The 20,524-nt window shown below is 66.1% G+C and carries 23 protein-coding genes; 12 read left to right on the forward strand and 11 right to left on the reverse strand.

The window, feature by feature from the left end; translation table 11 throughout:
* Position 1: 1 nt before the first annotated feature.
* The 8 genes from L0D16_RS00925 to L0D16_RS00960 form a co-directional block, all read right to left on the reverse strand.
* A complete protein-coding gene (locus L0D16_RS00925; protein ID WP_243027339.1) occupies positions 2-472 on the reverse strand; it encodes a GreA/GreB family elongation factor in 471 nt (156 codons plus the stop codon).
* A 63-nt stretch (positions 473-535) separates the two neighbouring features.
* Complete coding sequence (locus tag L0D16_RS00930) at positions 536-898, reverse strand: hypothetical protein (RefSeq protein ID WP_243029461.1); 363 nt, start codon at positions 896-898, stop codon at positions 536-538.
* Between the two features lie 4 nt (positions 899-902).
* Positions 903-1,301, reverse strand: a complete 399-nt coding sequence (locus L0D16_RS00935) for a diacylglycerol kinase (protein WP_243029462.1) — start codon at positions 1,299-1,301, stop codon at positions 903-905.
* The gene (ybeY, locus tag L0D16_RS00940; protein WP_243029463.1) at positions 1,256-1,690 is read right to left on the reverse strand and encodes an rRNA maturation RNase YbeY; all 435 of its coding nucleotides are present in this window, start codon (positions 1,688-1,690) and stop codon (positions 1,256-1,258) included. The genes L0D16_RS00935 and ybeY overlap by 46 nt, the downstream gene beginning before the upstream one ends.
* Positions 1,653-2,648, reverse strand: coding sequence for a PhoH family protein (locus L0D16_RS00945; protein WP_243029464.1), 996 nt, complete (start codon positions 2,646-2,648; stop codon positions 1,653-1,655). The genes ybeY and L0D16_RS00945 overlap by 38 nt, the downstream gene beginning before the upstream one ends.
* On the reverse strand, positions 2,612-3,013 hold the full coding sequence (locus L0D16_RS00950) for a hypothetical protein (RefSeq protein WP_243029465.1): 402 nt from the start codon (positions 3,011-3,013) through the stop codon (positions 2,612-2,614). The genes L0D16_RS00945 and L0D16_RS00950 overlap by 37 nt, the downstream gene beginning before the upstream one ends.
* Positions 3,010-3,987, reverse strand: coding sequence for a flotillin-like protein FloA (gene floA, locus L0D16_RS00955; protein WP_243027344.1), 978 nt, complete (start codon positions 3,985-3,987; stop codon positions 3,010-3,012). Before floA ends, L0D16_RS00950 begins: the two co-directional genes overlap by 4 nt.
* Position 3,988: 1 nt before the next feature.
* Positions 3,989-5,257, reverse strand: a complete 1,269-nt coding sequence (locus L0D16_RS00960; protein WP_243029466.1) for an NfeD family protein — start codon at positions 5,255-5,257, stop codon at positions 3,989-3,991.
* Positions 5,258-5,303: 46 nt separating this feature from the next.
* On the opposite strand from L0D16_RS00960, the gene aroE reads away from it, so the two are divergent.
* The 8 genes from aroE to rnr all read left to right on the forward strand — a co-directional run bounded on the left by aroE (position 5,304) and on the right by rnr (position 14,832).
* Positions 5,304-6,101, forward strand: coding sequence for a shikimate dehydrogenase (gene aroE / locus L0D16_RS00965; protein WP_243029467.1), 798 nt, complete (start codon positions 5,304-5,306; stop codon positions 6,099-6,101).
* Positions 6,102-6,680: an IMPACT family protein gene (locus tag L0D16_RS00970; protein ID WP_243029468.1), complete on the forward strand. Its 579-nt coding sequence runs from the start codon at positions 6,102-6,104 to the stop codon at positions 6,678-6,680. It begins immediately after the preceding gene.
* 6 nt (positions 6,681-6,686) lie between these two features.
* Positions 6,687-9,188 carry a DNA polymerase I gene (gene polA, locus L0D16_RS00975; RefSeq protein WP_243029507.1) on the forward strand — a complete coding sequence of 834 codons (2,502 nt, stop codon included), beginning with the start codon at positions 6,687-6,689 and terminating at the stop codon, positions 9,186-9,188.
* A 158-nt stretch (positions 9,189-9,346) separates the two neighbouring features.
* Positions 9,347-10,648, forward strand: coding sequence for a phosphoglucosamine mutase (gene glmM / locus L0D16_RS00980; RefSeq protein WP_243029469.1), 1,302 nt, complete (start codon positions 9,347-9,349; stop codon positions 10,646-10,648).
* 10 nt (positions 10,649-10,658) lie between these two features.
* The gene (locus L0D16_RS00985) at positions 10,659-10,946 is read left to right on the forward strand and encodes a ribosome-binding factor A (RefSeq protein WP_243029470.1); all 288 of its coding nucleotides are present in this window, start codon (positions 10,659-10,661) and stop codon (positions 10,944-10,946) included.
* A complete protein-coding gene (locus L0D16_RS00990) occupies positions 10,925-11,323 on the forward strand; it encodes an acyl-CoA thioesterase (protein ID WP_243029471.1) in 399 nt (132 codons plus the stop codon). The genes L0D16_RS00985 and L0D16_RS00990 overlap by 22 nt, the downstream gene beginning before the upstream one ends.
* 10 nt (positions 11,324-11,333) lie before the next feature.
* The gene (locus L0D16_RS00995; RefSeq protein ID WP_243029472.1) at positions 11,334-12,578 is read left to right on the forward strand and encodes an aspartate aminotransferase family protein; all 1,245 of its coding nucleotides are present in this window, start codon (positions 11,334-11,336) and stop codon (positions 12,576-12,578) included.
* 1 nt (position 12,579) lies between these two features.
* A complete protein-coding gene (gene rnr / locus L0D16_RS01000) occupies positions 12,580-14,832 on the forward strand; it encodes a ribonuclease R (RefSeq protein WP_243029473.1) in 2,253 nt (750 codons plus the stop codon).
* On the opposite strand, the gene amrB is transcribed toward rnr, so the two are convergent.
* Together amrB and L0D16_RS01010 are read right to left on the reverse strand one after the other, a co-directional pair.
* Positions 14,829-15,941, reverse strand: coding sequence for an AmmeMemoRadiSam system protein B (gene amrB / locus L0D16_RS01005; RefSeq protein ID WP_243029474.1), 1,113 nt, complete (start codon positions 15,939-15,941; stop codon positions 14,829-14,831). The genes rnr and amrB overlap by 4 nt on opposite strands.
* The gene (locus tag L0D16_RS01010) at positions 15,898-17,214 is read right to left on the reverse strand and encodes an HDIG domain-containing metalloprotein (protein ID WP_243029475.1); all 1,317 of its coding nucleotides are present in this window, start codon (positions 17,212-17,214) and stop codon (positions 15,898-15,900) included. Before L0D16_RS01010 ends, amrB begins: the two co-directional genes overlap by 44 nt.
* On the opposite strand from L0D16_RS01010, the gene coaE reads away from it, so the two are divergent.
* From coaE to L0D16_RS01030, 4 genes are read left to right on the forward strand one after another with little or no spacing between them, the layout of a single operon-like run.
* Positions 17,194-17,799, forward strand: coding sequence for a dephospho-CoA kinase (gene coaE, locus L0D16_RS01015; protein WP_243029476.1), 606 nt, complete (start codon positions 17,194-17,196; stop codon positions 17,797-17,799). The genes L0D16_RS01010 and coaE overlap by 21 nt on opposite strands.
* A 5-nt stretch (positions 17,800-17,804) precedes the next feature.
* The gene (locus tag L0D16_RS01020) at positions 17,805-18,497 is read left to right on the forward strand and encodes an SDR family oxidoreductase (RefSeq protein ID WP_243029477.1); all 693 of its coding nucleotides are present in this window, start codon (positions 17,805-17,807) and stop codon (positions 18,495-18,497) included.
* Positions 18,498-18,506: 9 nt separating this feature from the next.
* Positions 18,507-18,914, forward strand: a complete 408-nt coding sequence (locus L0D16_RS01025) for a SufE family protein (RefSeq protein WP_243029478.1) — start codon at positions 18,507-18,509, stop codon at positions 18,912-18,914.
* A 2-nt stretch (positions 18,915-18,916) separates the two neighbouring features.
* Positions 18,917-19,459 (forward strand): glycerol-3-phosphate acyltransferase, encoded by a 543-nt coding sequence (locus L0D16_RS01030; protein WP_243029479.1) that lies wholly within the window; start codon positions 18,917-18,919, stop codon positions 19,457-19,459.
* Here L0D16_RS01030 and L0D16_RS01035 read toward each other — a convergent pair.
* Positions 19,456-20,523: a branched-chain amino acid ABC transporter permease gene (locus L0D16_RS01035; RefSeq protein WP_243029480.1), complete on the reverse strand. Its 1,068-nt coding sequence runs from the start codon at positions 20,521-20,523 to the stop codon at positions 19,456-19,458. The genes L0D16_RS01030 and L0D16_RS01035 overlap by 4 nt on opposite strands.
* Position 20,524 lies beyond the last annotated feature (1 nt).

Consider the following 20,524-nt stretch of genomic DNA (forward strand, 5'->3'; position numbering starts at 1 on the left):
TTCAGCCGCGCACCGAGACCACCCGGAACTCCTTCTTGCCCTTAGGGGTTTCCAGGCTGAGCACATCCCCCTCCCTGTGGCCCAGGAGGGCTTTGCCCATGGGGGAGGCATCGGAGATCTTCATGGGGGTCTCCAGGACGCTGGCCTCGGCGGGGGAGACCACCTGCACCTCCAGGCGTTCCCCGGTGACCGGGTCCTCCAGCTCCACCACCGAGCCCAGGCCGATCACCTCGGTGGTGGCCCCTTCTATGATCACCGCCCGGGAGAGGATGTCCTCGAGGCTGTCGATCCGAGCCTCAATGCGGGCCTTTTCCTGCTTGGCCGCTTCCAGCCCCGAGTCGTCGTAGTCGTCGGAGGACTCCATGAGCTCCTGCAGGATGCGGGTGGCCTCTTGCAGACGCTCCCGTTCCTGCAGAAGTTGCTGCATGAGCCGCTCGTAGCCGGCCTTGGTTAGCTTTACCTCGCGCGCCATAGCTCACCTCGTAAGTCATGAAGGTCGGCCAAAGCCGACCTCCTTGGCCCAAGGGCCTCCTTCTCAGGTGAGTATACCGCGAAGGAGGATTTCCCTCAAACGCTCGGGCTCCGCATGGCTGGCGCAGGTGGCGGTGTCCAGGCACAGGACCAGGTAGCGGAGGTGGGTTTCCCTTCCGCCCACCGGGTGGCGGAAGAAGCCCAAGGCGCTTCCCGAAAGGTGGCGGCGGCAGGCCTCGCACACCTGGGGGCTTCCCAGGCTTCCGGGCAAGGGGTCCAGGGTCAGGCGGAGCTCCGGCGGCCCCTTTTCCTGGATGATGACCCGGCCTTCTTCGTCGCGATAATAAAGAATCTCCCCAATGGGGAGAAGTTCGGGGGGAGTGCCTGGAAAAATCTCCAGGATCATCTCCCTTTCCTCATGGTCCATAGGACTAGCTTAGCCCAAAACGTCCCAGGAGGGGAGGCAGAAAGAGATAGAGGCCCAGGAGGAGGGCGAAGAAGCTGGCCAAAAGCACCGCTGCTGCCGCGGTGTCCTTGGCCCGTTTGACCAGGGGGTGGAACACCGGGCTTACCAGGTCGGCCAGGGCCTCCAGGGCGGTGTTCAGGAGTTCCAGGGACAGCACCAGGGCGCTGATGAGGAGGACCGGCACCGGGTTGACCCCCAGCCAGAGGGTCAGGCCCAGGGCTAGGAGGGCCAGGTAGACCTCGAGGCGGAAGTTGCGCTGCACCCGCCAGGCGTACAGGATGCCCTCCCAAGCGTAGCCCAAGGAGCGCCAAACGCCCTTTAGAGGCTGAGGATCCTCTCTTGGACGCGGCGGAACCCTTCCCAATCCTCCTCCTTCTGGTGGTCGTGGCCCAGAAGGTGCCATAGCCCATGGGCGGCCAGGGTGAGCACCTCCTCCTCCAGGGGAACCCCTCTTTCCTCCGCCTGCCTTTTGGCGGTGTCCAGGCTGATCCAGATATCCCCCAGGTGCGGGGGCACAAAGGGGTCCCCGGGCTCATAGTGGGGAAAGGAAAGGACGTCCGTGGCCTCATCCTCTCCCCACCATTCCCGCTTCAGGGTTCTGATCCTGCGATCCCCGGTGAGGATGACCGTGACCGCCTTTTCCCCCACGCCCAGTTCCTCCATCAGGGCGGAAAGGGCCCGGCGGAGCCTGGGGATAAGGCCTTTGGGGGGCCTTTTATTGGCTACGATCCCCACCGCGTTCGGCTTCCTCATAGGCCTTGATGATGCGGGCCACCAGGGGGTGGCGCACCACGTCGGACTCCTTGAAGTAGATGAAGGCGATGCCCTCAATGCCCTTCAAGATGCGGGTGGCCTCCACCAGGCCCGACCGTTGGTGCTTGGGCAGGTCGATCTGGGTGATGTCCCCGGTGATGACCATCTTGGAGGAGAAGCCCATGCGGGTCAGGAACATCTTCATCTGCTCCGGGGTGGTGTTTTGCGCCTCATCCAGGATGATGAAGGCGTCGTTGAGGGTCCGGCCCCGCATGAAGGCCAAGGGGGCCACCTCGATGATCCCAGACTGGAGGTACTGCTCAAAGCGCTCGGCATCGATCATGTCAAAGAGGGCGTCGTAGAGGGGGCGGAGGTAGGGATCCACCTTGGCCTGGATGTCCCCGGGCAGGAAACCCAGCTTTTCCCCGGCCTCCACCGCTGGCCGGGTGAGGATGATGCGCTTGACCCTTTTGGCCCGGAGGTGGCTCACCGCCATGGCCACCGCCAAGTAGGTCTTGCCGGTACCCGCAGGCCCGATGCCGAAGGTGATGTCGTGGGTGGCGATGGCCTCCACGTATCGCCGCTGCCCCGGGGTTTTGGGCCGGAGGCGGCCGGGTAGCGCCAGCTCGGTTTCCGGGGTGGTGGCCTGGTAGAGGCCTTCCCCCTGCAGGGCCAGGGCCACCGCCTGTTCCAGGGTGGGAGGATCCAGCTCCGCCCCTTGCCTTAGGAGGGCCAGCAGGTCGCGCACCGCCCGCTCCGCCACCTCCAAGGCCTCCTGTTCTCCTTCTAGCTCCACCTGGTTGCCCCGCATGACGAGCTTTAGCCGGTCGCCAAAGGTTTCCCGGAAGAGGGCCCGGAGCTTTTTAAGGTTGCGGTCCGCCTGGCCCAAGAAGGCCAGGGTTTCCTCGGGCTTTAGGGGGATTACCAACCTTTGGGCTTCTTCAGGATTTCGTGCCATATCACCCCTTTCAGGATGCTCTCACCATCGGTGGCCACCAGCCTCTTTTTGGGCGCTTTCTTGCGGGGTTCTTCCGGGGAGAGGGTTTCGCGGAAGCTGACCTCCAGGGGCGTGCGCTCCGGGCTGGGGTAGCGCTCCAAGGAGGCGGCCTCGGTGGGCAAAGAGGCGGGGGGAGGGGTAGGCCGGGGTTTGGGCTTGGGCCGGGGTTTGGGCTTGGGGCGGGGTAGGGGTTCCGGCTGGGGCAGGTCCTCCGGGAAGCCTGGAGGGGTGGGGGGAGGCTGGCCCCGGCGGCTTAGGCCCTGAAGGGCCGGGATGACGATAAAGAAGAGGAGGAAAAGGAGACCCAGAAGGTCGTCTAAACTCATTCCTCACCCTCGGGCTTGGCCGCCCGGCTGATGGACTCCCGCATGTCGGTGTCGGCCTCAATGTTCTTCAGGCGGTAGTAGTCCATGACCCCAAGCCTTCCCGCGCGCAAGGCCTCGGCCAGGGCCAAGGGCACCTGGGCCTGGGCCTCCACCAGCTTGGCCCGCATGGCCTCCACCAGGGCCCGGTTCTCCTGCTCCGCGGCCACGGCCATGGCCCGGCGCTCCTCCGCCTTGGCCTGGGCGATCTTCTTGTCGGCTTCCGCCTGGTCTATTTGCAGCTGGGCCCCGATGTTCTTGCCCACGTCCACGTCGGCGATGTCCACGGAGAGGATTTCAAAGGCGGTGCCGGCATCCAGGCCCTTTTCCAGCACGGTCTTGCTGATGCGGTCCGGGTTCTCCAACACCTCCTTGTGGGAGTTGGCGCTACCGATGGTGGTCACGATGCCTTCCCCCACCCGGGCGATGATGGTCTCCTCCCCGGCCCCGCCCACCAGGCGGTCAATGTTGGCCCGCACCGTGACCCGGGCGGTGGCCAATAGCTGGATGCCGTCCTTGGCCACGGCGGCCACCATGGGGGTCTGGATCACCTTGGGGTTCACGGAAACCCGCACCGCCTCCAAGACATCCCGCCCCGCCAGGTCTATGGCCGCGGCTCGGTCAAAGGTGAGCTTGATCCCCGCCTTGTCGGCGGCGATCAGGGCATCCACCACCCGGTCCACGTTGCCCCCGGCCAGGTAGTGGGCCTCGAGGCGGTCCAGGCGCACGTCCAGCCCCGCCTTGGTGGCCTTGATGAGGGGGTAGATGATCTTGGCGGGGGGAACCCGCCTCAGGCGCATGGCCACCAGGGTGATGAGGGGCACCCGGACCCCTGCCGCCCAGGCGGAGATCCAGAGGCCTACGGGGATGAAGCTAAAGAACAAGAAGACCAGAACAAGGACGATAAAAGCCAGAAAAAGCACACCCAATCCTTCCATATCACTCCTCCCAGGCTTCCACCACCACCGTGGGCCCCCTGACCTCCACCACCCTTAAGGTGGTGCCCTTGGGCAGGAAACCCCGGTTGGCTACCACGTCTATGCGCTTGTTGCCGAAGCGGGCCACGCCCCCGGGCCTCAGGTCCGTGAGGGCCACGCCGATGGCCCCCACTTCCACCTCATCCCCGGTGGCGTGTTCGGAGATGGCGCTTTCCAGCACCAAAGCCCGTGCGGGGCGGGTTCGGGGCAGGAAGCGGAAGACCAGAAGAAGGCCCAGGCCCAAGGCGATCACCGCGATGGCGATCACCATCAGGGCGTTTTCCCCGAAGGTAAAGTAGACCGAGGCCAGGATGGAGCCAACCCCCAAGGCTCCGGCGATGCCGAAGCCTGGGAAGAGAAAGGCCTCGGCCAGCAGGAGGGCCACCCCCAGGAAAAACAAGATGAGCTCAAAGGCCCCGGAGAGCCCCGCCAGCCATCCCCCGGCGAAGTAGAGGGCCAGGAAGGCCAGCCCCAAGGCCCCCGCCACCCCGAACCCCGGGGTGAAGAGCTCCAGGAGAAGGAGCAAAAGCCCAAGGGCCAAAAGGAGCCCGGCCACGGTGGAGCTGGTGAGGAAGCGGGCCACCTGTACCCTGGGGCCCGGCTGCAGCCTTTCCGTTTCCAGGGTGTAACCGGCCTGGCGCAGGGCCTCGGAGAGGCTCCCCGCTTTGAAGTCCGCCACCTTCAGCTCCACCGCCTTGTCCGCGGAGAGGGTGAGGGGCTCCCCTTTGGCGGAGAGGCCCGGGATTTCCAGGTTGGGGTCCACCATGGCCTCCGCTACCTCCGCCGGCCTACCCCTGGCCTCGGCTACCGCGCGGAACTTACCCTTGAGGGCGGAGATGATCTTCTGGTCCGCCGCCTGGGGCTCCTGAAAGGGCAAGGCCACCACCGGCAGGGCCGCCCCGATCTCCGAGCCCGGGAGCATGACCACCTGGCGGCAGGAAAGGGCCACCAGGGCCCCGGCGGAAAAGGCGTTCTGCACCACGGCCAGGGTGGGGAGGGGGGTTTGCAGGATGCGGTCGGAGATGCGGATGGCCGCATCCACCCGGCCCCCAGGGGTGTCAATGAGGAAGGCCACCCCACCTGCCCCTTCCCGTTCGGCCCGGGCCAGGGCCTGGTCCACGAAGACGGCCAAGGCGGGATCGATCTCCCCCTGGATGGGGATAAGGTAGGTCTTCCCTAGGGCTAGGGAGAGGAGGAAGCCAAGGGCCAAAAGCCTTTTCACCGCCCTCATTCTATACGGCCTTGGGGGAAAAGTGTGGTGGGGTATCCTGAGGTTCATGCTGCGCCTGGCGGTGTTGGGCTACCCTATTGCCCATTCCCTGTCCCCGGCCATGCATGGGCATGCCTTGGCCTCCTTAGGCCTAAAGGGGAGGTATGAGGCCTGGGAGACGCCCCTCGAGGCCCTGGAGGAGCGTCTTAGGGTGGTGCGCCGGGAGTATCGGGGAGTGAACCTCACCATTCCCCTCAAGGAGGCGGCCTTCCCCCTTCTGGACTGGGTATCCCCGGAGGCTAGGGCCATAGGGGCGGTGAACACGGTGCTTTCCGTGGAGGGGAGCCTTCTGGGCTTCAACACCGACGCCCCAGGCTTTCTGGAAGCCCTGAAGGCCGGGGGGATTCCCCTGGTGGGCCCGGCCTTGGTCCTGGGGGCCGGGGGGGCAGGGCGGGCGGTGGCCTGGGCCTTGCGGGAGGCGGGCCTTAGGGTTTGGGTCTGGAACCGCACCCGGGAAAAGGCCCAGGCCTTGGCGGAGGAGTTGGGCCTCGAGGCTGTCCCCCTGGAGAAGGCCCCGGAGGCCCGGCTCCTCGTGAACGCCACCAGCGTGGGGCTTAAGGACCCAGGGGCCACCCCCTTACCGGCCGCGCTTTTCCCCAAGGAAGGGGCGGCGGTGGACCTGGTCTACCGCCCCCTCTGGACCCGGTTTCTAAGGGAGGCCCAGGAGAGGGGCCTTCGGGTGCAGACGGGGCTTCCCATGCTGGCCTGGCAAGGGGCCTTGGCTTTCCGCATCTGGACGGGGTTCCTCCCCGACCCCCGGGGAATGGAGGAGGCGGCCCGCCGGGCCTTGGAGGAAGCGGCGTAGATGGCCTACACCCTAGCGGACAAGGTGGTCCATGAGGAGACGGTCCAGAAGAGCCGCTTCATCGCCAAGGCGGCCCCGGTGGCCTCGGAAGAGGAGGCCTTGGCCTTTTTGGCGGCGAACCGCGAGCCCCAGGCCACCCATAACTGCTTTGCCTACAAACTGGGCCACCTCTACCGTTTCTCCGACGACGGCGAGCCCACAGGCACCGCGGGCAAACCCATCCTTCACGCCATAGAGGCCCAGGGGCTGGACGGGGTGGTGGTCCTGGTGGTGCGCTACTTTGGGGGCATCAAGCTGGGGGCCGGGGGGTTGGTGCGGGCCTATGGGGGTGTGGCCGCCGAGGCCTTGCGGCGAGCTCCTAAGGTGCCCCTCGTGGCGTGGGAGGAGGTGCGCTTTTGGGTGCCTTTCTCCGAGGTGGGCCGGGTGCACGGGCTCTTACGCTCCCGCTCCCTTGCGGTGACGGAGGAATACCGGCCGGAAGGGGTGCGCTTTTGCGTGCGGCTTCCTGCCGGGGAAAAGGAGGAGGTTTTGCGGGAGGTGAGGAACCTCACCCGGGGGCAGGTCCGGGCAGAGGACTAGGGTAGCATAAGGGCGATGCTGCCCCTTTTTGAGCCCAAGGGCCGGGTCCTTTTGGTGGATGGCCACCACCTGGCCTACCGCACCTTCTTCGCCCTCAAGGGCCTCACCACCAGCCGCGGCGAGCCGGTGCAGGCGGTGTACGGCTTTGCCAAAAGCCTCTTGAAGGCCCTCAAGGAGGATGGCGATGTGGTGATGGTGGTTTTTGACGCCAAGGCCCCCTCCTTCCGCCACCAGGCCTACGAGGCCTACAAGGCGGGGCGGGCCCCTACGCCAGAGGATTTCCCCCGGCAGCTTGCCCTCATCAAGGAGCTGGTGGACCTTCTGGGGCTGGTACGCCTCGAGGTCCCAGGCTTTGAGGCCGACGACGTCTTGGCCACCTTGGCCAAAAGGGCGGAACGGGAAGGCTACCAGGTGCGCATCCTCACCGCCGACCGGGACCTCTACCAGCTCCTATCGGACCGGATCGCCATCCTGCACCCGGAAGGGTACCTCATCACCCCCGAGTGGCTTTGGGAAAAGTATGGCCTGAAGCCCTCCCAATGGGTGGACTACCGGGCCCTGGCCGGGGACCCTTCCGACAACATCCCCGGGGTCAAGGGGATCGGGGAGAAGACGGCGGCCAAGCTGGTCCGGGAATGGGGGAGCCTGGAACACCTTTTGCGGAACCTGGACCAGGTGAAGCCCGCCCACCTTCGCGAGAAGATCCAGGCCCACCTGGAGGACCTGCAGCTTTCCTTGGAGCTTTCCCGGGTGCGCACGGACCTGCCCTTAGAGGTGGACTTTGCCCGGCGCCGGGAGCCGGATCGGGAGGCCCTTAGAGCCTTTTTGGAAAGGCTTGAGTTTGGCAGCCTCCTCCATGAGTTTGGCCTTTTGCAAAGCCCCATAGCGGCGGAGGAAGCCCCTTGGCCACCTCCCGAAGGGGCTTTCGTGGGGTTTGTCCTCTCCAGGCCTGAGCCCATGTGGGCCGAACTCAGGGCCCTGGCGGCGGCCTTGGAGGGGCGGGTGTACCGGGCGGAAAACCCGTTGGCCGCCCTGGGGGAGCTTGGGGAGGCCCGGGGCCTACTGGCCAAGGACCTGGCGGTGGTGGCTTTAAGGGAAGGGATCCCCCTGGTGCCTGGGGATGACCCCATGCTCCTCGCCTACCTTCTGGATCCCGCCAACACCACCCCCGAGGGGGTGGCCCGGCGCTACGGGGGGGAGTGGACGGAGGAGGCGGGGGAAAGGGCCCTTCTTGGCGAAAGGCTGCATGCCGCCCTCCGGGAGCGGCTTGGGGGGGAGGAGCGGCTACTTTGGCTTTACCAGGAGGTGGAGAAACCCCTATCCTGGGTCCTGGCCCACATGGAGGCCACGGGGGTGCGGCTGGATGTGGCCTATCTGAGAGCCCTTTCCCTGGAGGTGGAGGCGGAGCTTAAGCGGCTGGAGGAGGAGGTCCATCGCCTGGCGGGGCACCCCTTTAACCTGAACTCCCGGGACCAGCTGGAAAGGGTCCTCTTTGACGAGCTGGGGCTTCCCCCCATCGGCAAGACGGAGAAGACGGGAAAGCGCTCCACCAGTGCTGCGGTCCTCGAGGCCCTGCGGCATGTCCACCCCATCGTGGAGCACATCCTCCAGTACCGGGAGCTGGCCAAGCTGAAGGGCACCTACATTGACCCCCTCCCCGGCCTGGTCCACCCCAAGACGGGCCGGCTCCACACCCGCTTCAACCAGACGGCCACCGCCACCGGGCGCTTGAGCAGTTCCGACCCCAACCTGCAAAACATCCCCGTGCGCACCCCTTTGGGCCAGCGGATCCGCCGCGCCTTCATCGCGGAGGAGGGGTGGACCCTGGTGGCCTTGGACTATAGCCAGATAGAGCTCCGGGTTTTGGCCCATCTTTCCGGGGACGAGAACCTGATCCGGGTCTTCCAGGAGGGGCAGGATATCCACACCCAAACCGCCAGCTGGATGTTTGGGGTGCCTCCCGAGGCCGTGGACCCCCTGATGCGCCGGGCGGCCAAGACCATCAACTTCGGCGTGCTCTACGGGATGTCCGCCCACCGGCTTTCGGGGGAGCTTTCCATCCCCTACGAAGAGGCGGTGGCCTTCATAGAGCGCTACTTCCACAGCTACCCCAAGGTGCGGGCTTGGATTGAGAGGACCCTACAGGAGGGGCGGGAGCGGGGCTATGTGGAAACCCTTTTTGGCCGTAGGCGTTACGTGCCCGACCTTACCTCCCGGGTCAAGAGCATCCGGGAGGCCGCGGAGCGCATGGCCTTCAACATGCCGGTGCAGGGGACGGCGGCGGATCTCATGAAGCTGGCCATGGTGAGGCTCTTCCCCAGGCTGGAGGCCCTGGGGGCTCGGATGCTTCTCCAGGTGCATGACGAGCTGGTGCTCGAGGCCCCCAAGGACCGGGCGGAGGAGGTGGCCCAAGAGGCCAAGGGGATCATGGAGGGGGTGTGGCCCTTGGCGGTGCCCCTGGAGGTGGAGGTGGGCATCGGGGAGGACTGGCTTTCCGCCAAGGCCTAGGGGCGGTAGGCCTCCTCCGGGGTGGGCTCCATCTCCGGGCAGGGAAGGCGGATGCGGGACCCTACTGGAGGCGCAGGCGGGCCTCGAGGACCCGGAGCCCCCAGGCCAAAGCTGTGCCCCTCGGGTGACCTGGGGGGCCTTGGGGTATAGTCTTCCCCATGAGGCGTTACTTTGGCACCGACGGGGTGCGGGGGGAGGCGGGCAAGCCCCCCCTGACCCCCGGGTTCGTCCTCAGGCTTGGCCAGGCGGCGGGGGCCTACTTCCGCCAAGTGGACCCTAGGCCGGTGGTCCTTCTGGCCAAGGACACCCGGGAGTCCAGCGACCTCCTGGAGGCCGCCTTGGCGGCGGGGCTCATGAGCCAGGGGGTCCGGGTGGAGCACCTGGGGGTGCTACCCACCCCCGGGCTTGCCTACCTGACCCGGCACCTTAAGGCCAGCGCCGGGGCCATGATCTCCGCCAGCCACAACCCCTACCAGGACAACGGCATCAAGTTTTTTGGGCCCGAGGGGGAGAAACTTCCCGATCCGGTGGAGGAAGAGATAGAAGCCCTCCTGGAGGAGGACCATCCCACCCGGGGTATCGGCACCGTGGGGGATTTCCGGGAAGCGGAGAGGATGTATCTGGACTTCCTCCTCTCCCACGCCCCCGACCTTTCGGGCCTCAAGGTGGGCCTGGACCTGGCCCACGGGGCCACCTACCGCCTGGGTCCGAAGCTTTTCCAACGGGCGGGGGCCGAGGTGATGGCCTTCTTCAACACCCCCGATGGGCGCAACATCAACAAGGGGTGTGGCGCCACGGATCCCGAGGCCCTTTCCCGCTTCGTGGTGGAGCTGGGTCTGGACCTGGGCATCGCCTGGGATGGGGATGGGGACCGGGTGCAGTTCCTGGACCGCAAGGGCCGGCTTTTCCATGGGGACCACATCCTCTACCTCGCGGCCTTGGCCTATGGGGAAAAGGGGGTGGTGGGTACGGTGATGAGCAACATGGGCCTCGAGGTGGCCCTGAGGGAAAAGGGCCTTAGCTTCCACCGGGCGGCGGTGGGGGACCGGTACGTCCTGGAGGTGATGAAGGAGAAAGGGCTTTACCTGGGCGGGGAACCCTCGGGCCACGTGATCTTTCTCCGGCACCATACCACGGGGGATGGTCTTCTCACCGCCCTCCTCACCCTCAAGGCCCTGCGGGCCTTGGGAGGGGATCTTGCCGAATGGTACGAGGCCTTGCCCATGTACCCCCAGGTGCTTTTGAACGTCCGGGTCTCGGACAAGAAGAAGGTCATGGACCATCCGAGGCTCCAGGAGGCGGTGCGGGAGGCCGAGGAAAGGCTTGAGGGCTTCGGCCGGGTGAACGTACGCCCTTCGGGCACCGAGCCCGTGGTGCGGGTGATGGTGGAGGCCAAGGAGGGGGCCGAGGAGGTGGCCCGGGAGCTCGCGGATCTGGTTTCCCGCTTGGACCGGGAGTAAGCTTTAGGTGGTGAGTTACGGAAGGGCCCACCTCGAGGAGCGCCTTAAGCGGGCGCTGGCCGAGGCCATCCATGGCCTGGAAGACCCCCGGCTCTTTCTCCTCACCGTGGAAGCGGTGCGCCTTTCCCCCGACGGCAGAGTCCTTACGGTGTACGTGGAAGCTTTCCGTGACGAGGAAAGGGCCTTGGCGGCCTTGGGCCACGCCGAGAGAAGGCTCCTTTCCGCCATCGCCCGGCGGGTGCGCCTGCGCCACCTGCCTCGCCTGGAGTTTGTGCCGTGGAGAGCGAGACCCGCATAAAGGTGCGGTATGCGGAGACCGACCAGATGGGGGTGGTCCACCACTCCGTGTATGCGGTGTACTTGGAGGCGGCCCGGGTGGAGTTTCTGGAGAAGGCGGGCCTGCCCTACCACCAGGTGGAGGCCAGGGGGGTGTTTTTCCCCGTGGTGGAGCTGGGCCTAACCTTTCGCGCCCCCGCCCGCTTTGGGGAGGAGGTTTTGGTGCGAACCCGCCTGGCCCAGCTTTCCCGGCGGGACCTCCTTTTCCGCTACCGGGTGGAACGGGGCGGGGCCCTTCTGGCCCAAGGCTTTACCCGGCATCTGTGCCAGGTGGGGGAGAAGGCTGGCCGCATTCCGGAGGACATCTACCAAGCCTTGAGTGTGCTACACTTAGGATAGCATTGTGGGCATGAGCCACGACCCCTTCACGCTTTTTGAGCGCCACATCAACCCTGGACTGGCAGGCCTCCTCCGCTTCACCGGTCTGGACCGGATAGAGTCCTATGCGGAAGGCCCGTACGTCTGGGATACCACGGGTAAGCGCTACCTGGACTTCTTGGGCCTCTACGGCACCTTGAACCTGGGCCACCGCCATCCCCGGGTGGTGGAGGCGGTTAGGGCCCAACTGGAGCGCATGCCCATGTCGGTGCGGGTTTTGGTGTCCGAGCCCACGGCCAGGCTGGCGGCCAAACTGGCGGAGATCACGCCCGAGGGCTTGGAGATGGTCTTTTTCGGCAACTCGGGGGCGGAGGCGGTGGAGGCGGCCATCAAGCTGGCCCGGGCCTACACGGGGAAGCCGGGCATCGTCACCACCGAGGGGGGGTTTCACGGCAAGACCATGGGGGCCCTTTCCCTCACCCCCAGGCCCCAGTACCAAGACCCCGCCAAGCCCCTGCTCCCCGGGGTCAAGGTGGTGCCCTATGGGGACCTGGAGGCCTTGGGGGCGGCCATAGACGGGGAGACGGCCGCGGTGATCGTGGAGCCCATCCAGGGAGAGGGGGGCATCCGGGTGCCCCCCGAAGGGTACCTCAAGGGGGTGCGGGAGCTAACCCGGAAAAAGGGTGTTCTCATGATCGCCGACGAGGTGCAGACCGGCCTTGGGCGCACGGGGAGGCTTTTTGGGGTGGACTGGGAGGAGGTGGCCCCCGACCTCATGACCCTGGCCAAGGCCTTGGGGGGTGGGGTGATGCCCATCGGGGCCTGCGTGGGTAGGAGGGAGGTCTTTGAGATCTTCCGGCAAAACCCCCTCTTCCACTCCTCCACCTTTGGTGGCAACCCCTTGGCGGCGGCGGCGGCCTTGGCGGCCATAGAGGTGACCCTGGAGGAGAACCTGCCGCAAAGGGCCTTGGAGATGGGAAGGCACCTGATGGAGGGCCTCCAGGCCCTTAAGGCCCAGTACCCTCACCTCATAGAGGAGGTCCGGGGCCGGGGCCTGATGCTGGGGGTGGAGTTTACCGATGCGGACATCGGTGCCCTGGTGGTGGCGGAGCTGGCGGAGAGGGGGGTGATCACCGCCTTTGGCCTCAATAACCCCAAGGTGGTGCGCCTCGAGCCCCCCCTGATCATCGGCAAGGAGCATGTGGACGAGGCCCTTACGGCCTTCTCGGAGAGCCTGAAGGCCACGGAGAAGGCCCTGGAGGGCCTCCTGGGATAGGATGCGGGAAACATTACTGGAGTTTTTCAAAAAGACCGGGAAGCCCCATCGCCTGGAGGAAATCCTCAGGCGCTTCGGGTTGGAAAAGCGGGAGGCCAAGGCCTACCTGAAGGCCCTGGTACGGGAGGGCCTTCTGGAGAAGAAGGGAAGCCAGTACTTTTTGCCCAACCGGGTCCAGGGGCCCATTAGCCTGCACCGGGATGGCTACGGCTTCGTGCGCCTTCCTGAGAAGGACCTTTTCATCCCCCCAGGCTATACGGGGGAGGCCTGGCCGGATGACCTGGTGGAGGCCCGGGTCATGCCCCCGGGCCGGGACGGGAGGCCCTGGGGGGTGGTGGAGCGCGTCCTGAAGCGGGCCCGGGAGCGGCTCGTGGGTACCCTGGATTTCCGTAAGGGGTATGCCGTGCTCCTCCCCGATGAGCCGGGGCTTCCGGAACTGAGGCTACTTCCCGAGGGGCTTCATGGCCTCAAGCGGGGGAGCCGGATCGTGGTCAAGGTGCACTACCACCGGCGTCCCTATGGGGAGTTCTTGGAGTACCTGGGCGAGGGGGACGCCCCGGAAACGGAAACCGAGGCGGTGATCGCCAAGTATGGCCTGAGGGCCGAGTTCCCGGAGGAGGTGCTAAAGGAAGCGGAGGCCATCCCCCTGGAGATCCCCGAGGCCGAGCTCAGGAGGCGGCAGGACTTCCGTCACCTAAGGGTTTTCACCATTGACGGGGTGGACGCCAAGGACTTTGACGACGCCATCCACCTGGAGGTGCTGCCCACCGGCTACCGGGTGGGGGTGCACATCGCCGACGTTTCCCATTACGTGAAGGAGGGTAGCCCCCTGGACCAGGAGGCGCTTCAGCGAGGGACCAGCGTCTACCTACCGGGGCGGGTTTTGCCCATGCTACCCGAAAGGCTTTCCAACGGGGTCTGCTCCTTAAAGCCCCATGAGGACCGCCTGGTGCTCTCGGTGTTGGTGGATTTGGACCGGGAGCTCCACATCCAGCGGGTCCGCTTTGCCGAAGGGGTGATAAGGAGCGTGGCCCGCCTCACCTACACCGAGGTGGAGGCCTTTGCCGAGGGGTTTGGCCTGCCCGAGGAGCACGCCTTCTTGGCCCAGGACCTGAAGGAGCTTCTGGACCTCACCCAGAGGCTTAGGCAAAAGCGCCTCGAGGCGGGGTCCTTGGACTTCAGCTTTCCCGAGGTCAAGGTGGAGGTGGAAAACGGCACCCTGCACCTCATCCCCCAGGAGGAGCCCAGGGCGCGAAGCCTGATTGAGGAGCTCATGCTCCTCGCCAACCAGGTGGTGGCCGAGCACCTGGTGAAAAAGGGGCTGCCTGGGCTCTTTCGGGTGCACGAGGAGCCCTTGGAGGAGGCCTACGGGAAGCTCCGCACCGCCTTGGCCCGGCTGGGGTACGCCCTGCCGGAGAAGCTCTCTGCCAAGGCCTTGCAACGGGTGCTTCTGGAGGCCAAGGGGCGCCCGGAGGAGCCCGTGGTGGCCAACCTGGTCCTGCGCTCCTTGCGCCTGGCCCGGTATGCCGCCGAGAACCTGGGGCATTTCGGCCTGGCCATGGAGCACTACCTGCACTTCACCAGCCCCATCCGCCGCTACCCCGATCTGGTGGTGCACCGGGTGCTGAAGGCCATCCTACGGCGCAGCCTCACCCCGGCCAAGAAGGCCCGCTGGCAGGAGACCTTCCCCGCCATCGCCGAGCAGGCCTCGGAGATGGAGAGGAAGGCGGAGGCGGCGGAGAGGGAGCTCACCAAGTACTACATGGCCAAGTGGGCGGAGCTCCACCTGGGGGAGCGCTTCCGGGGCAAGGTGACCGGGGTGGCCAGCTTTGGCGCCTTTGTCATGCTGAGAAACGGGGTGGAAGGCCTGGTGCGCCTCGAGGCCCTAGGCCCTTACACCTATAGCGAGGAGGCCCTGGCCCTTTTGGGCCCTAAGGGTAAGAGAATCCGCCTAGGGGACGAGATGGAGGTGGTGATTGCCGCCGCCAATCCCCGGCTTCGGCAAATAGACTTCCTGCCCTACCGGGAGGAGGTTCATAAGGAGGAGGCCCGGGCCAAGCCGGCCCGGGGGAAAGAGGCCAAGGAGGTAGCCATGCGCAAAGTGGTAGGACCGCCCAAGGATAGGAACCGCGACGACCGGCCGGAAAGGGCCACGGTGAACACCGTCTACTTCGGGGAGTGGACCCCCAAGGACGAGGGCCCCGTGCATCGTCCGGCGGAAACCCGCACCAGAAGGCGCCGCCGGCGCCGCTAAAGGACCAGGGTTCCCGCCCCCACGGCGGAGAGGGTGGGGGCCTCGAGGTCCAGGCGGTAGGCCAGAACCTGCCCCTTCCTGCCGGCTAGGAGGGGGGCTAGGCTTCTCACCACCTCCACCGCGTCCACGCGGGTGGGGTTGGCCCCCAGATGGGCCAAAGCCGCCTCCACCTCCCCTTGGGCCAGCTTCTCCAGAAACCCTAGGTCCCGTCTCCTGGCCTCCTCTGCCAGGGGACGGGAAAGGGGGGGATCGCCAAAGCGCGGCCCCACGTGGGAAAGGTCCACCGCCAGCACCAGGAGGCCGGGGTAGTCCCGGAGGACCACCCGCAAGGCTTCCCCCAGCTCAAGGCCCCCCCGGCCCACCAAAAGGGGCAGGACCTTGGCCTGGGGAAAGACCCCCTTAAGGAAGAAGAGGGGTAGCTCTAGGCTGTGCTCCTCCCGGAAGGCCAGGGGTGTGTTGAAAAGCTCGTAGGGGAGGAGGGTGTCTAAGGCCTGGAGGGCAGGGAGGTCGGGGAGGGCGGGGCCGAAGGGGGTGTGGAAGGGGACGGGAAGGGCCGCGGCCTTTTCCCCGAGGGGCCGGTGGGCCACCCCCACCAGGTAGAGGCGTTCCGGCGGAGGCAGGCTTTCCAGGGCCGCCAAGGCGGCCCCGTAGACCTCGGGCACCCGGCTGGGTTCCAGGTGGGGTAGGAGGAGGACCTCGGGGCGGGGCCCGGCTTCCCCAGGGAAGCTGGCCCGGAAGGCCTCGAGGAAGGCTTTGGCCTCCTCCTGCCCGGCGGGGTAGGAGAGGCCCGAAAGGCGCATGGGGCGCTCCTTTTTCAGCTTGTCCTCTTCCTCCTTAAGCCGCCTCTCCACCTCCGCGGTAAGTAGGAGCCCGGCCTCCTCCAAGGCCTTGAGCAGCTCCTCCAACTCCTTCTTAGATACCAGTACCCCGTGGGCTTTAAATACCTCCTCCTGCACCTCCTCCAGGGTGCGTCCCTCCAGGAGGGAGAGGAGAAAAAGCCCTCCTTCCGTAAGGGCCAGGGGTTTGGCGAAGACCCCGTAGGGGTCGGAAACCAGAAACCCCCCCTCAATAGGGGTGATCTGGGGTTCCCGCAGGCGTATCCGCTCCATGGCCCTTCCAATATAGGAGATAGGCCCTGGCCTCCTCTGGGGTTGTCACCCGTCCTTCCACCTGGGCCAGGAGGAGGGCTTCCAGGGCCTTTCCCACCAGGGGGCCGGGCCTAAGGGAAAGGAGGGCCATCACCTCCTGCCCGGAAAGGAGGGGACGGGTGGGCAGGGGCTGGGACAAGGCCTTCTGGTAGGCTTCCAAGACCCCCCAGGCCTCTTCCTCCACCCCCCTTGTGCCCAGGCGGTCTGCGGCCATGAGGTAGACCAGGTGGGGCAGGAGGTCCTTTCGGCGGAAGAGGAAGCGCCGCAGGGCTTTGGCCTCGTCCGGTAACCGGTCCATGTGGCGGCGCACCAAAGCCTCCACCTTTTCCACGGCCTCCTGGGGAAAACGGAGCCAAAGGAGGGCGGCCTTGGCCATCTCCGCCCCCACCTCCGCATGCCCCAGGAAGCGGAAGCGGCCCACCTGGGGGTCAAAGCGGCGGGTTAGGGGCTTGCCCACGTCGTGGAAAAGGGCGGCCAGCCGGGCCTCCAAAGGCGCCTCCGGCCAAAGCCAAAGGAGGTGGAAGACCACGGAAAGGGTATGCCGCCAGGCGTCCAGGTGGTGGACCCCGCCTTGCTCCAGTCCCACCAAAAGGCGGAGTTCGGGAAGATAAGGGTCCAAAAGCCCCACCCTTTCCAGTACATGTAGACCCCAAGCCGCCTGCGGGGATAGGAGGAGGCGGGCGAGCTCCTCCTTTACCCGTTCCCGGGCTGGCAGGGCTTCGGGGTGCCCTCTGAGGAAGCGGGCGTGGCGGGAAAGGGCGCTGCGGGTTTTCCCGGGCAGGCCCAGGCCTAGGCTGGCCGCCAGGCGCACCGCCCTTAGGCTTCGCAAGTGGTCGTGGTAAAGGTTTTCCTCCCGCACCGGGACCAGGACCTTTTTCCTAAGGTCGTCCTCCACCCCCTTTAGCCCCCACACCCGCCCCCCCTTCCAGGCCAGGGCATTCAGGCGGAAATCCCGCCCAAGGAGGTCTTCCTCCAGGCTGCCTTCCAGGGGGGAGAAGTCCAGGACGAGCTTTCCCGTCACCAGGCGGTACTGGCCCCGTTCGGGGTCCAAGGGGAAAAGGGTGCCCCCAAGGTGCCCTTGGGCTTCCTCCGCTGCCCGCACGGGGTCGGGGGCGGCGAAGTCCAGGTCCCAGGGCCTTTTCCCCAGAAGAAGGTCCCGTAAAGCACCCCCCACGGGGATGGCCCCCTTGGGGGTATAAAAGGGGAAGTCCCTATGGGCGATCGGGCGAAGCACCCCATTATTATCGGCATCACCGGGAATATCGGCAGTGGCAAAAGCACGGTGGCCTCCCTCTTGCGGGCCTGGGGATACCCGGTGTTGGACCTGGACGAGCTGGCCCAAAGGGCCAGGGAGAACAAGAAGGAGGAACTGAAAAGGATTTTCCCGGAGGCCTTTAAGGGGGAGGAGCTGGACCGGAGGGCCCTGGCCCAGATGGTCTTTTCCGATCCCGAACGGCTAAGGGCCCTGGAGGACCTCCTCCACCCGGAGATCCGCCGGCTTTTGGCCCAGGAGCTTGCCCAGCTCCAGGCTCCTTTGGTCTTCCTGGAGATCCCCCTTCTTTTTGAAAAGGGGTGGGAGGCCCGCCTGGATGGGACCCTTTTGGTGGTCGCCCCCCTGGAGGAGCGCATCCGGCGGGTGAGGGAGCGCTCTGGGCTTTCCCGGGAGGAGGTCTTGGCCCGGGAGAAGGCCCAGATGCCCGAGGAGGAGAAAAGGAGGCGGGCCACCTGGATTTTGCCGAACCGGGGGGGATTAGGGGAGTTGGAGGAGGGGCTAAGGGAGATTCTTACCCGCATCCGGGAGCGCTTTGGGCTAAGCTAGAGGGCATGCGGGTGGCCTTGGTATCGGGGGCAAGCCGGGGAATCGGCGAGGCCATCGCCCGGGCCCTCCACGGGAAGGGGTACCGGGTGGGCCTCTTGGCCCGGGACGAAGGTCGGCTTCAGGCCTTGGCGGCGGAGCTAGGGGAAGGGGCCTTGGCCTTTCCTGGCGATGTGCGGTCTTTGGCGGATTGGCAGCGGGCGGTGGCGGGCCTTTTGCAGGCCTATGGCCGGCTGGACCTCCTGGTGAATAACGCCGGTATCGGTCTGCAAAAGCCCATTTCTGAGCTAAGCGAGGAGGAGCTCCGCCAGGTTTTGGACGTGAACCTGGTGGGCCCCTTTTTGGGCCTCAAGGCGGCCTTGCCGGCCCTCTTGGCCTCCAAGGGCACGGTGGTGAACATCGGGAGCCTGGCGGGCAAAAACGCCTTTAAAGGCGGGGCCGCCTACAACGCCAGCAAGTTTGGCCTTCTGGGCCTCATGGGGGCGGCCATGCTGGAGCTTAGGGAGGAAGGGGTGCGGGTGGTGAACATCCTGCCGGGCTCGGTGGACACGGGCTTTGCCGGCAATGCGGTGGGCGCCTCCTGGAAGCTTTCCCCTCTTGATGTGGCCCAGGCGGTGCTCTTTGCTGCGGAGATGCCGGAGAGGGCCTTGGTGAGCGAGATGGAGCTCCGCCCCACCCATACCGCGCCCAAGGGGGGCTAAGCTGGGAGCATGGCCTTGCCCAAGAAGCTGCAGGAAGCTTTGGACCTGATCCGCACCTTGCCCAAGGAGCTCAAAGCCCAGGTCCTCCTGGACTACGCCAAGAAGGTGCCCACCCCGCCCCAGGAAGTGGAGTTGGAACGGGTACACGAGTGCCAGACCCCTTTCTTCCTTAAGGCGGAGGTGGAGGGGGGCAGGGTTAGGCTTTACTTCTTTGTTCCCGATGAAGCCCCCACAGTGAAGGCCTTTGCGGGCCTGCTGAAGGAGGGCCTCGAGGGCGAGCCTCCCGAGACCGTGCTGGCGGTACCCCCCACCTTTTACCAGGGGGCGGGGCTGGAGGAGCTCCTCACCCCCTTGCGCCTAAGGGGCCTCGAGGCGGCCCTTTTGCGGCTGCAAGACCAAGTGCGAAGGGCCTTATAGCCATGTTCCTGGCCTTCCTCCTGGGCTACTTCCTGGGAAGCTTTCCCGTGGCCTACTGGTTCGGGGCCCTTAGGGGAAGAAACCTCCTAAGGGAAGGCTCGGGCAACCCCGGGGCCCTGAACGCCTACCGGGTCTTAGGGCTGGTGCCTGGCCTTATGGTTCTCCTCCTGGACGTCTTTAAGGGGGTTCTGGCGGTGGCCTTAGGGGAGGGGATGGCGGGGAGTCCCTTGGGGGGTCTGGCCGGAGGGGTGGGGGCGGTGTGGGGCCATACCTTTTCCCCCTGGCTGGCCTTCCGTGGCGGCAAGGGCCTGGCCACGGGGGCTGGGGTGCTTTTTGCCGTGGATCCCCGCTTGCTTTTGGGCTCCCTCCTCCTTTTTGCCCTTCTCCAAGCCCTGTTCCGAAAGCCTTACCGGGTGGCCTTGGCCATAGCCGTGGCCCAACCCCTCCTGGCGGCTTTTCTTCACCCCTCGTTCGCCTTCCTCCTCTTCGGCCTAGGGCTTGGCCTTCCCGTGGCCCTGCGCCATCTTAGGGACTGGGACCGTTAGTAGGGCAGGGGCCAGGTGCGGAAGTAGTTGCGGATCCTTCCCCATAGCCCCACAAGCCCCAAGGGTTCCAGGATCAGGAAGAACAGGATGAGAAGGCCGAAGACCACGTTACGCCAGGCGGCCAAGGTGGCGGCGTACTGGGGTCCCAGGGCCCCCACCAGGCTATTCAGAACCTCGGGGATCAGGAGCACGAAAAAGGCCCCCAAAACCGCCCCCAGCACCGTGCCTGCCCCGCCCACGATCACCATGGCCAGGTACTGGATGCTCACGGAAAGAGGGAAGTACTCGGGGGTCACCGCCTTGTAAAGCTGGGCCAAAAGCCCCCCCGCCACCCCGGCGTAGAAGGCGGAGAGGGCGAAGGCCAGAAGCTTCACCCGCACCAGGTCAACCCCCGCCACCCGGGCGGAGAGGTCGTTGTCCCGCACCGCCATGAAGGCCCGGCCCGCCCGGGTCATGAGAAGGCGCTTGGCATAGAAGAAAAGGGGCAGGGCGAAGAGGAGGACCAGGTACCATAGCCTTTCCGGGGTGTCCAGGGAGAGGCCGAAAAGCTCGGCAGGGGGCAGGGTGCGTCCCCGGATCCCTCCCGTCACCGCCTCCCAGTTCTTGAACACGTAGTCCGCCAGAAACTGGAAGGCCAGGGTGGCGATGGCCAGGTAGACCCCTTTGATGCGCAGGGAGGGAAGGCCTAGGACCAGGCCAAAGAGAGCGGCGATCCCGCCCCCAAGCAGGATGCCCACGGGGGCCAATGGGCCAACGAGATGGCTTGCAGTGTAGGCCCCAACCCCCATGAAGGCGGCGTGGCCCAAGGAGATCTGCCCCGCACCTCCCACCAGAAGGTGCAGGCCCATGGCGCTTAAGGCGCCGATGGCCACCAAGGTGGCCACGTACATGGGGTAGGGGGAGAGAAGAAAAGGCAGGAGAAGGAGGAGAAGCAGGAAGACCCCCAAGGCCAAGCGCCCCAGGGGCGTGCTGGCGTAGGCCTCGTCCTCCCCGTAGGTTTCCCGCACCGCTCGGGCGAAGCGCCGGCTGAAGGCATCGGTCAGCCCTTTGGCAAGGCGATACATG

This window comes from Thermus altitudinis, assembly GCF_022760835.1.
Classification (GTDB): domain Bacteria; phylum Deinococcota; class Deinococci; order Deinococcales; family Thermaceae; genus Thermus; species Thermus altitudinis.

What these genes read in the sequence shown, in the direction of transcription:
- amrB (WP_243029474.1), bottom strand. Translation starts at nt 15,941, where the DNA reads ATGGAGCGGATACGCCTGCGGGAACCCCAGATCACCCCTATTGAGGGG.
- L0D16_RS01020 (WP_243029477.1), top strand. Translation starts at nt 17,805, where the DNA reads ATGCGGGTGGCCTTGGTATCGGGGGCAAGCCGGGGAATCGGCGAGGCC.
- floA (WP_243027344.1), bottom strand. Translation starts at nt 3,987, where the DNA reads ATGGAAGGATTGGGTGTGCTTTTTCTGGCTTTTATCGTCCTTGTTCTG.
- L0D16_RS01025 (WP_243029478.1), top strand. Translation starts at nt 18,507, where the DNA reads ATGGCCTTGCCCAAGAAGCTGCAGGAAGCTTTGGACCTGATCCGCACC.
- L0D16_RS00950 (WP_243029465.1), bottom strand. Translation starts at nt 3,013, where the DNA reads ATGAGTTTAGACGACCTTCTGGGTCTCCTTTTCCTCCTCTTCTTTATC.
- glmM (WP_243029469.1), top strand. Translation starts at nt 9,347, where the DNA reads ATGAGGCGTTACTTTGGCACCGACGGGGTGCGGGGGGAGGCGGGCAAG.
- L0D16_RS00925 (WP_243027339.1), bottom strand. Translation starts at nt 472, where the DNA reads ATGGCGCGCGAGGTAAAGCTAACCAAGGCCGGCTACGAGCGGCTCATG.
- aroE (WP_243029467.1), top strand. Translation starts at nt 5,304, where the DNA reads ATGCTGCGCCTGGCGGTGTTGGGCTACCCTATTGCCCATTCCCTGTCC.
- L0D16_RS00945 (WP_243029464.1), bottom strand. Translation starts at nt 2,648, where the DNA reads ATGGCACGAAATCCTGAAGAAGCCCAAAGGTTGGTAATCCCCCTAAAG.
- L0D16_RS00970 (WP_243029468.1), top strand. Translation starts at nt 6,102, where the DNA reads ATGGCCTACACCCTAGCGGACAAGGTGGTCCATGAGGAGACGGTCCAG.
- rnr (WP_243029473.1), top strand. Translation starts at nt 12,580, where the DNA reads ATGCGGGAAACATTACTGGAGTTTTTCAAAAAGACCGGGAAGCCCCAT.
- L0D16_RS00960 (WP_243029466.1), bottom strand. Translation starts at nt 5,257, where the DNA reads ATGAGGGCGGTGAAAAGGCTTTTGGCCCTTGGCTTCCTCCTCTCCCTA.
- coaE (WP_243029476.1), top strand. Translation starts at nt 17,194, where the DNA reads ATGGGCGATCGGGCGAAGCACCCCATTATTATCGGCATCACCGGGAAT.
- L0D16_RS01035 (WP_243029480.1), bottom strand. Translation starts at nt 20,523, where the DNA reads ATGTATCGCCTTGCCAAAGGGCTGACCGATGCCTTCAGCCGGCGCTTC.
- L0D16_RS00930 (WP_243029461.1), bottom strand. Translation starts at nt 898, where the DNA reads ATGGACCATGAGGAAAGGGAGATGATCCTGGAGATTTTTCCAGGCACT.
- ybeY (WP_243029463.1), bottom strand. Translation starts at nt 1,690, where the DNA reads ATGAGGAAGCCGAACGCGGTGGGGATCGTAGCCAATAAAAGGCCCCCC.
- L0D16_RS00995 (WP_243029472.1), top strand. Translation starts at nt 11,334, where the DNA reads ATGAGCCACGACCCCTTCACGCTTTTTGAGCGCCACATCAACCCTGGA.
- L0D16_RS01030 (WP_243029479.1), top strand. Translation starts at nt 18,917, where the DNA reads ATGTTCCTGGCCTTCCTCCTGGGCTACTTCCTGGGAAGCTTTCCCGTG.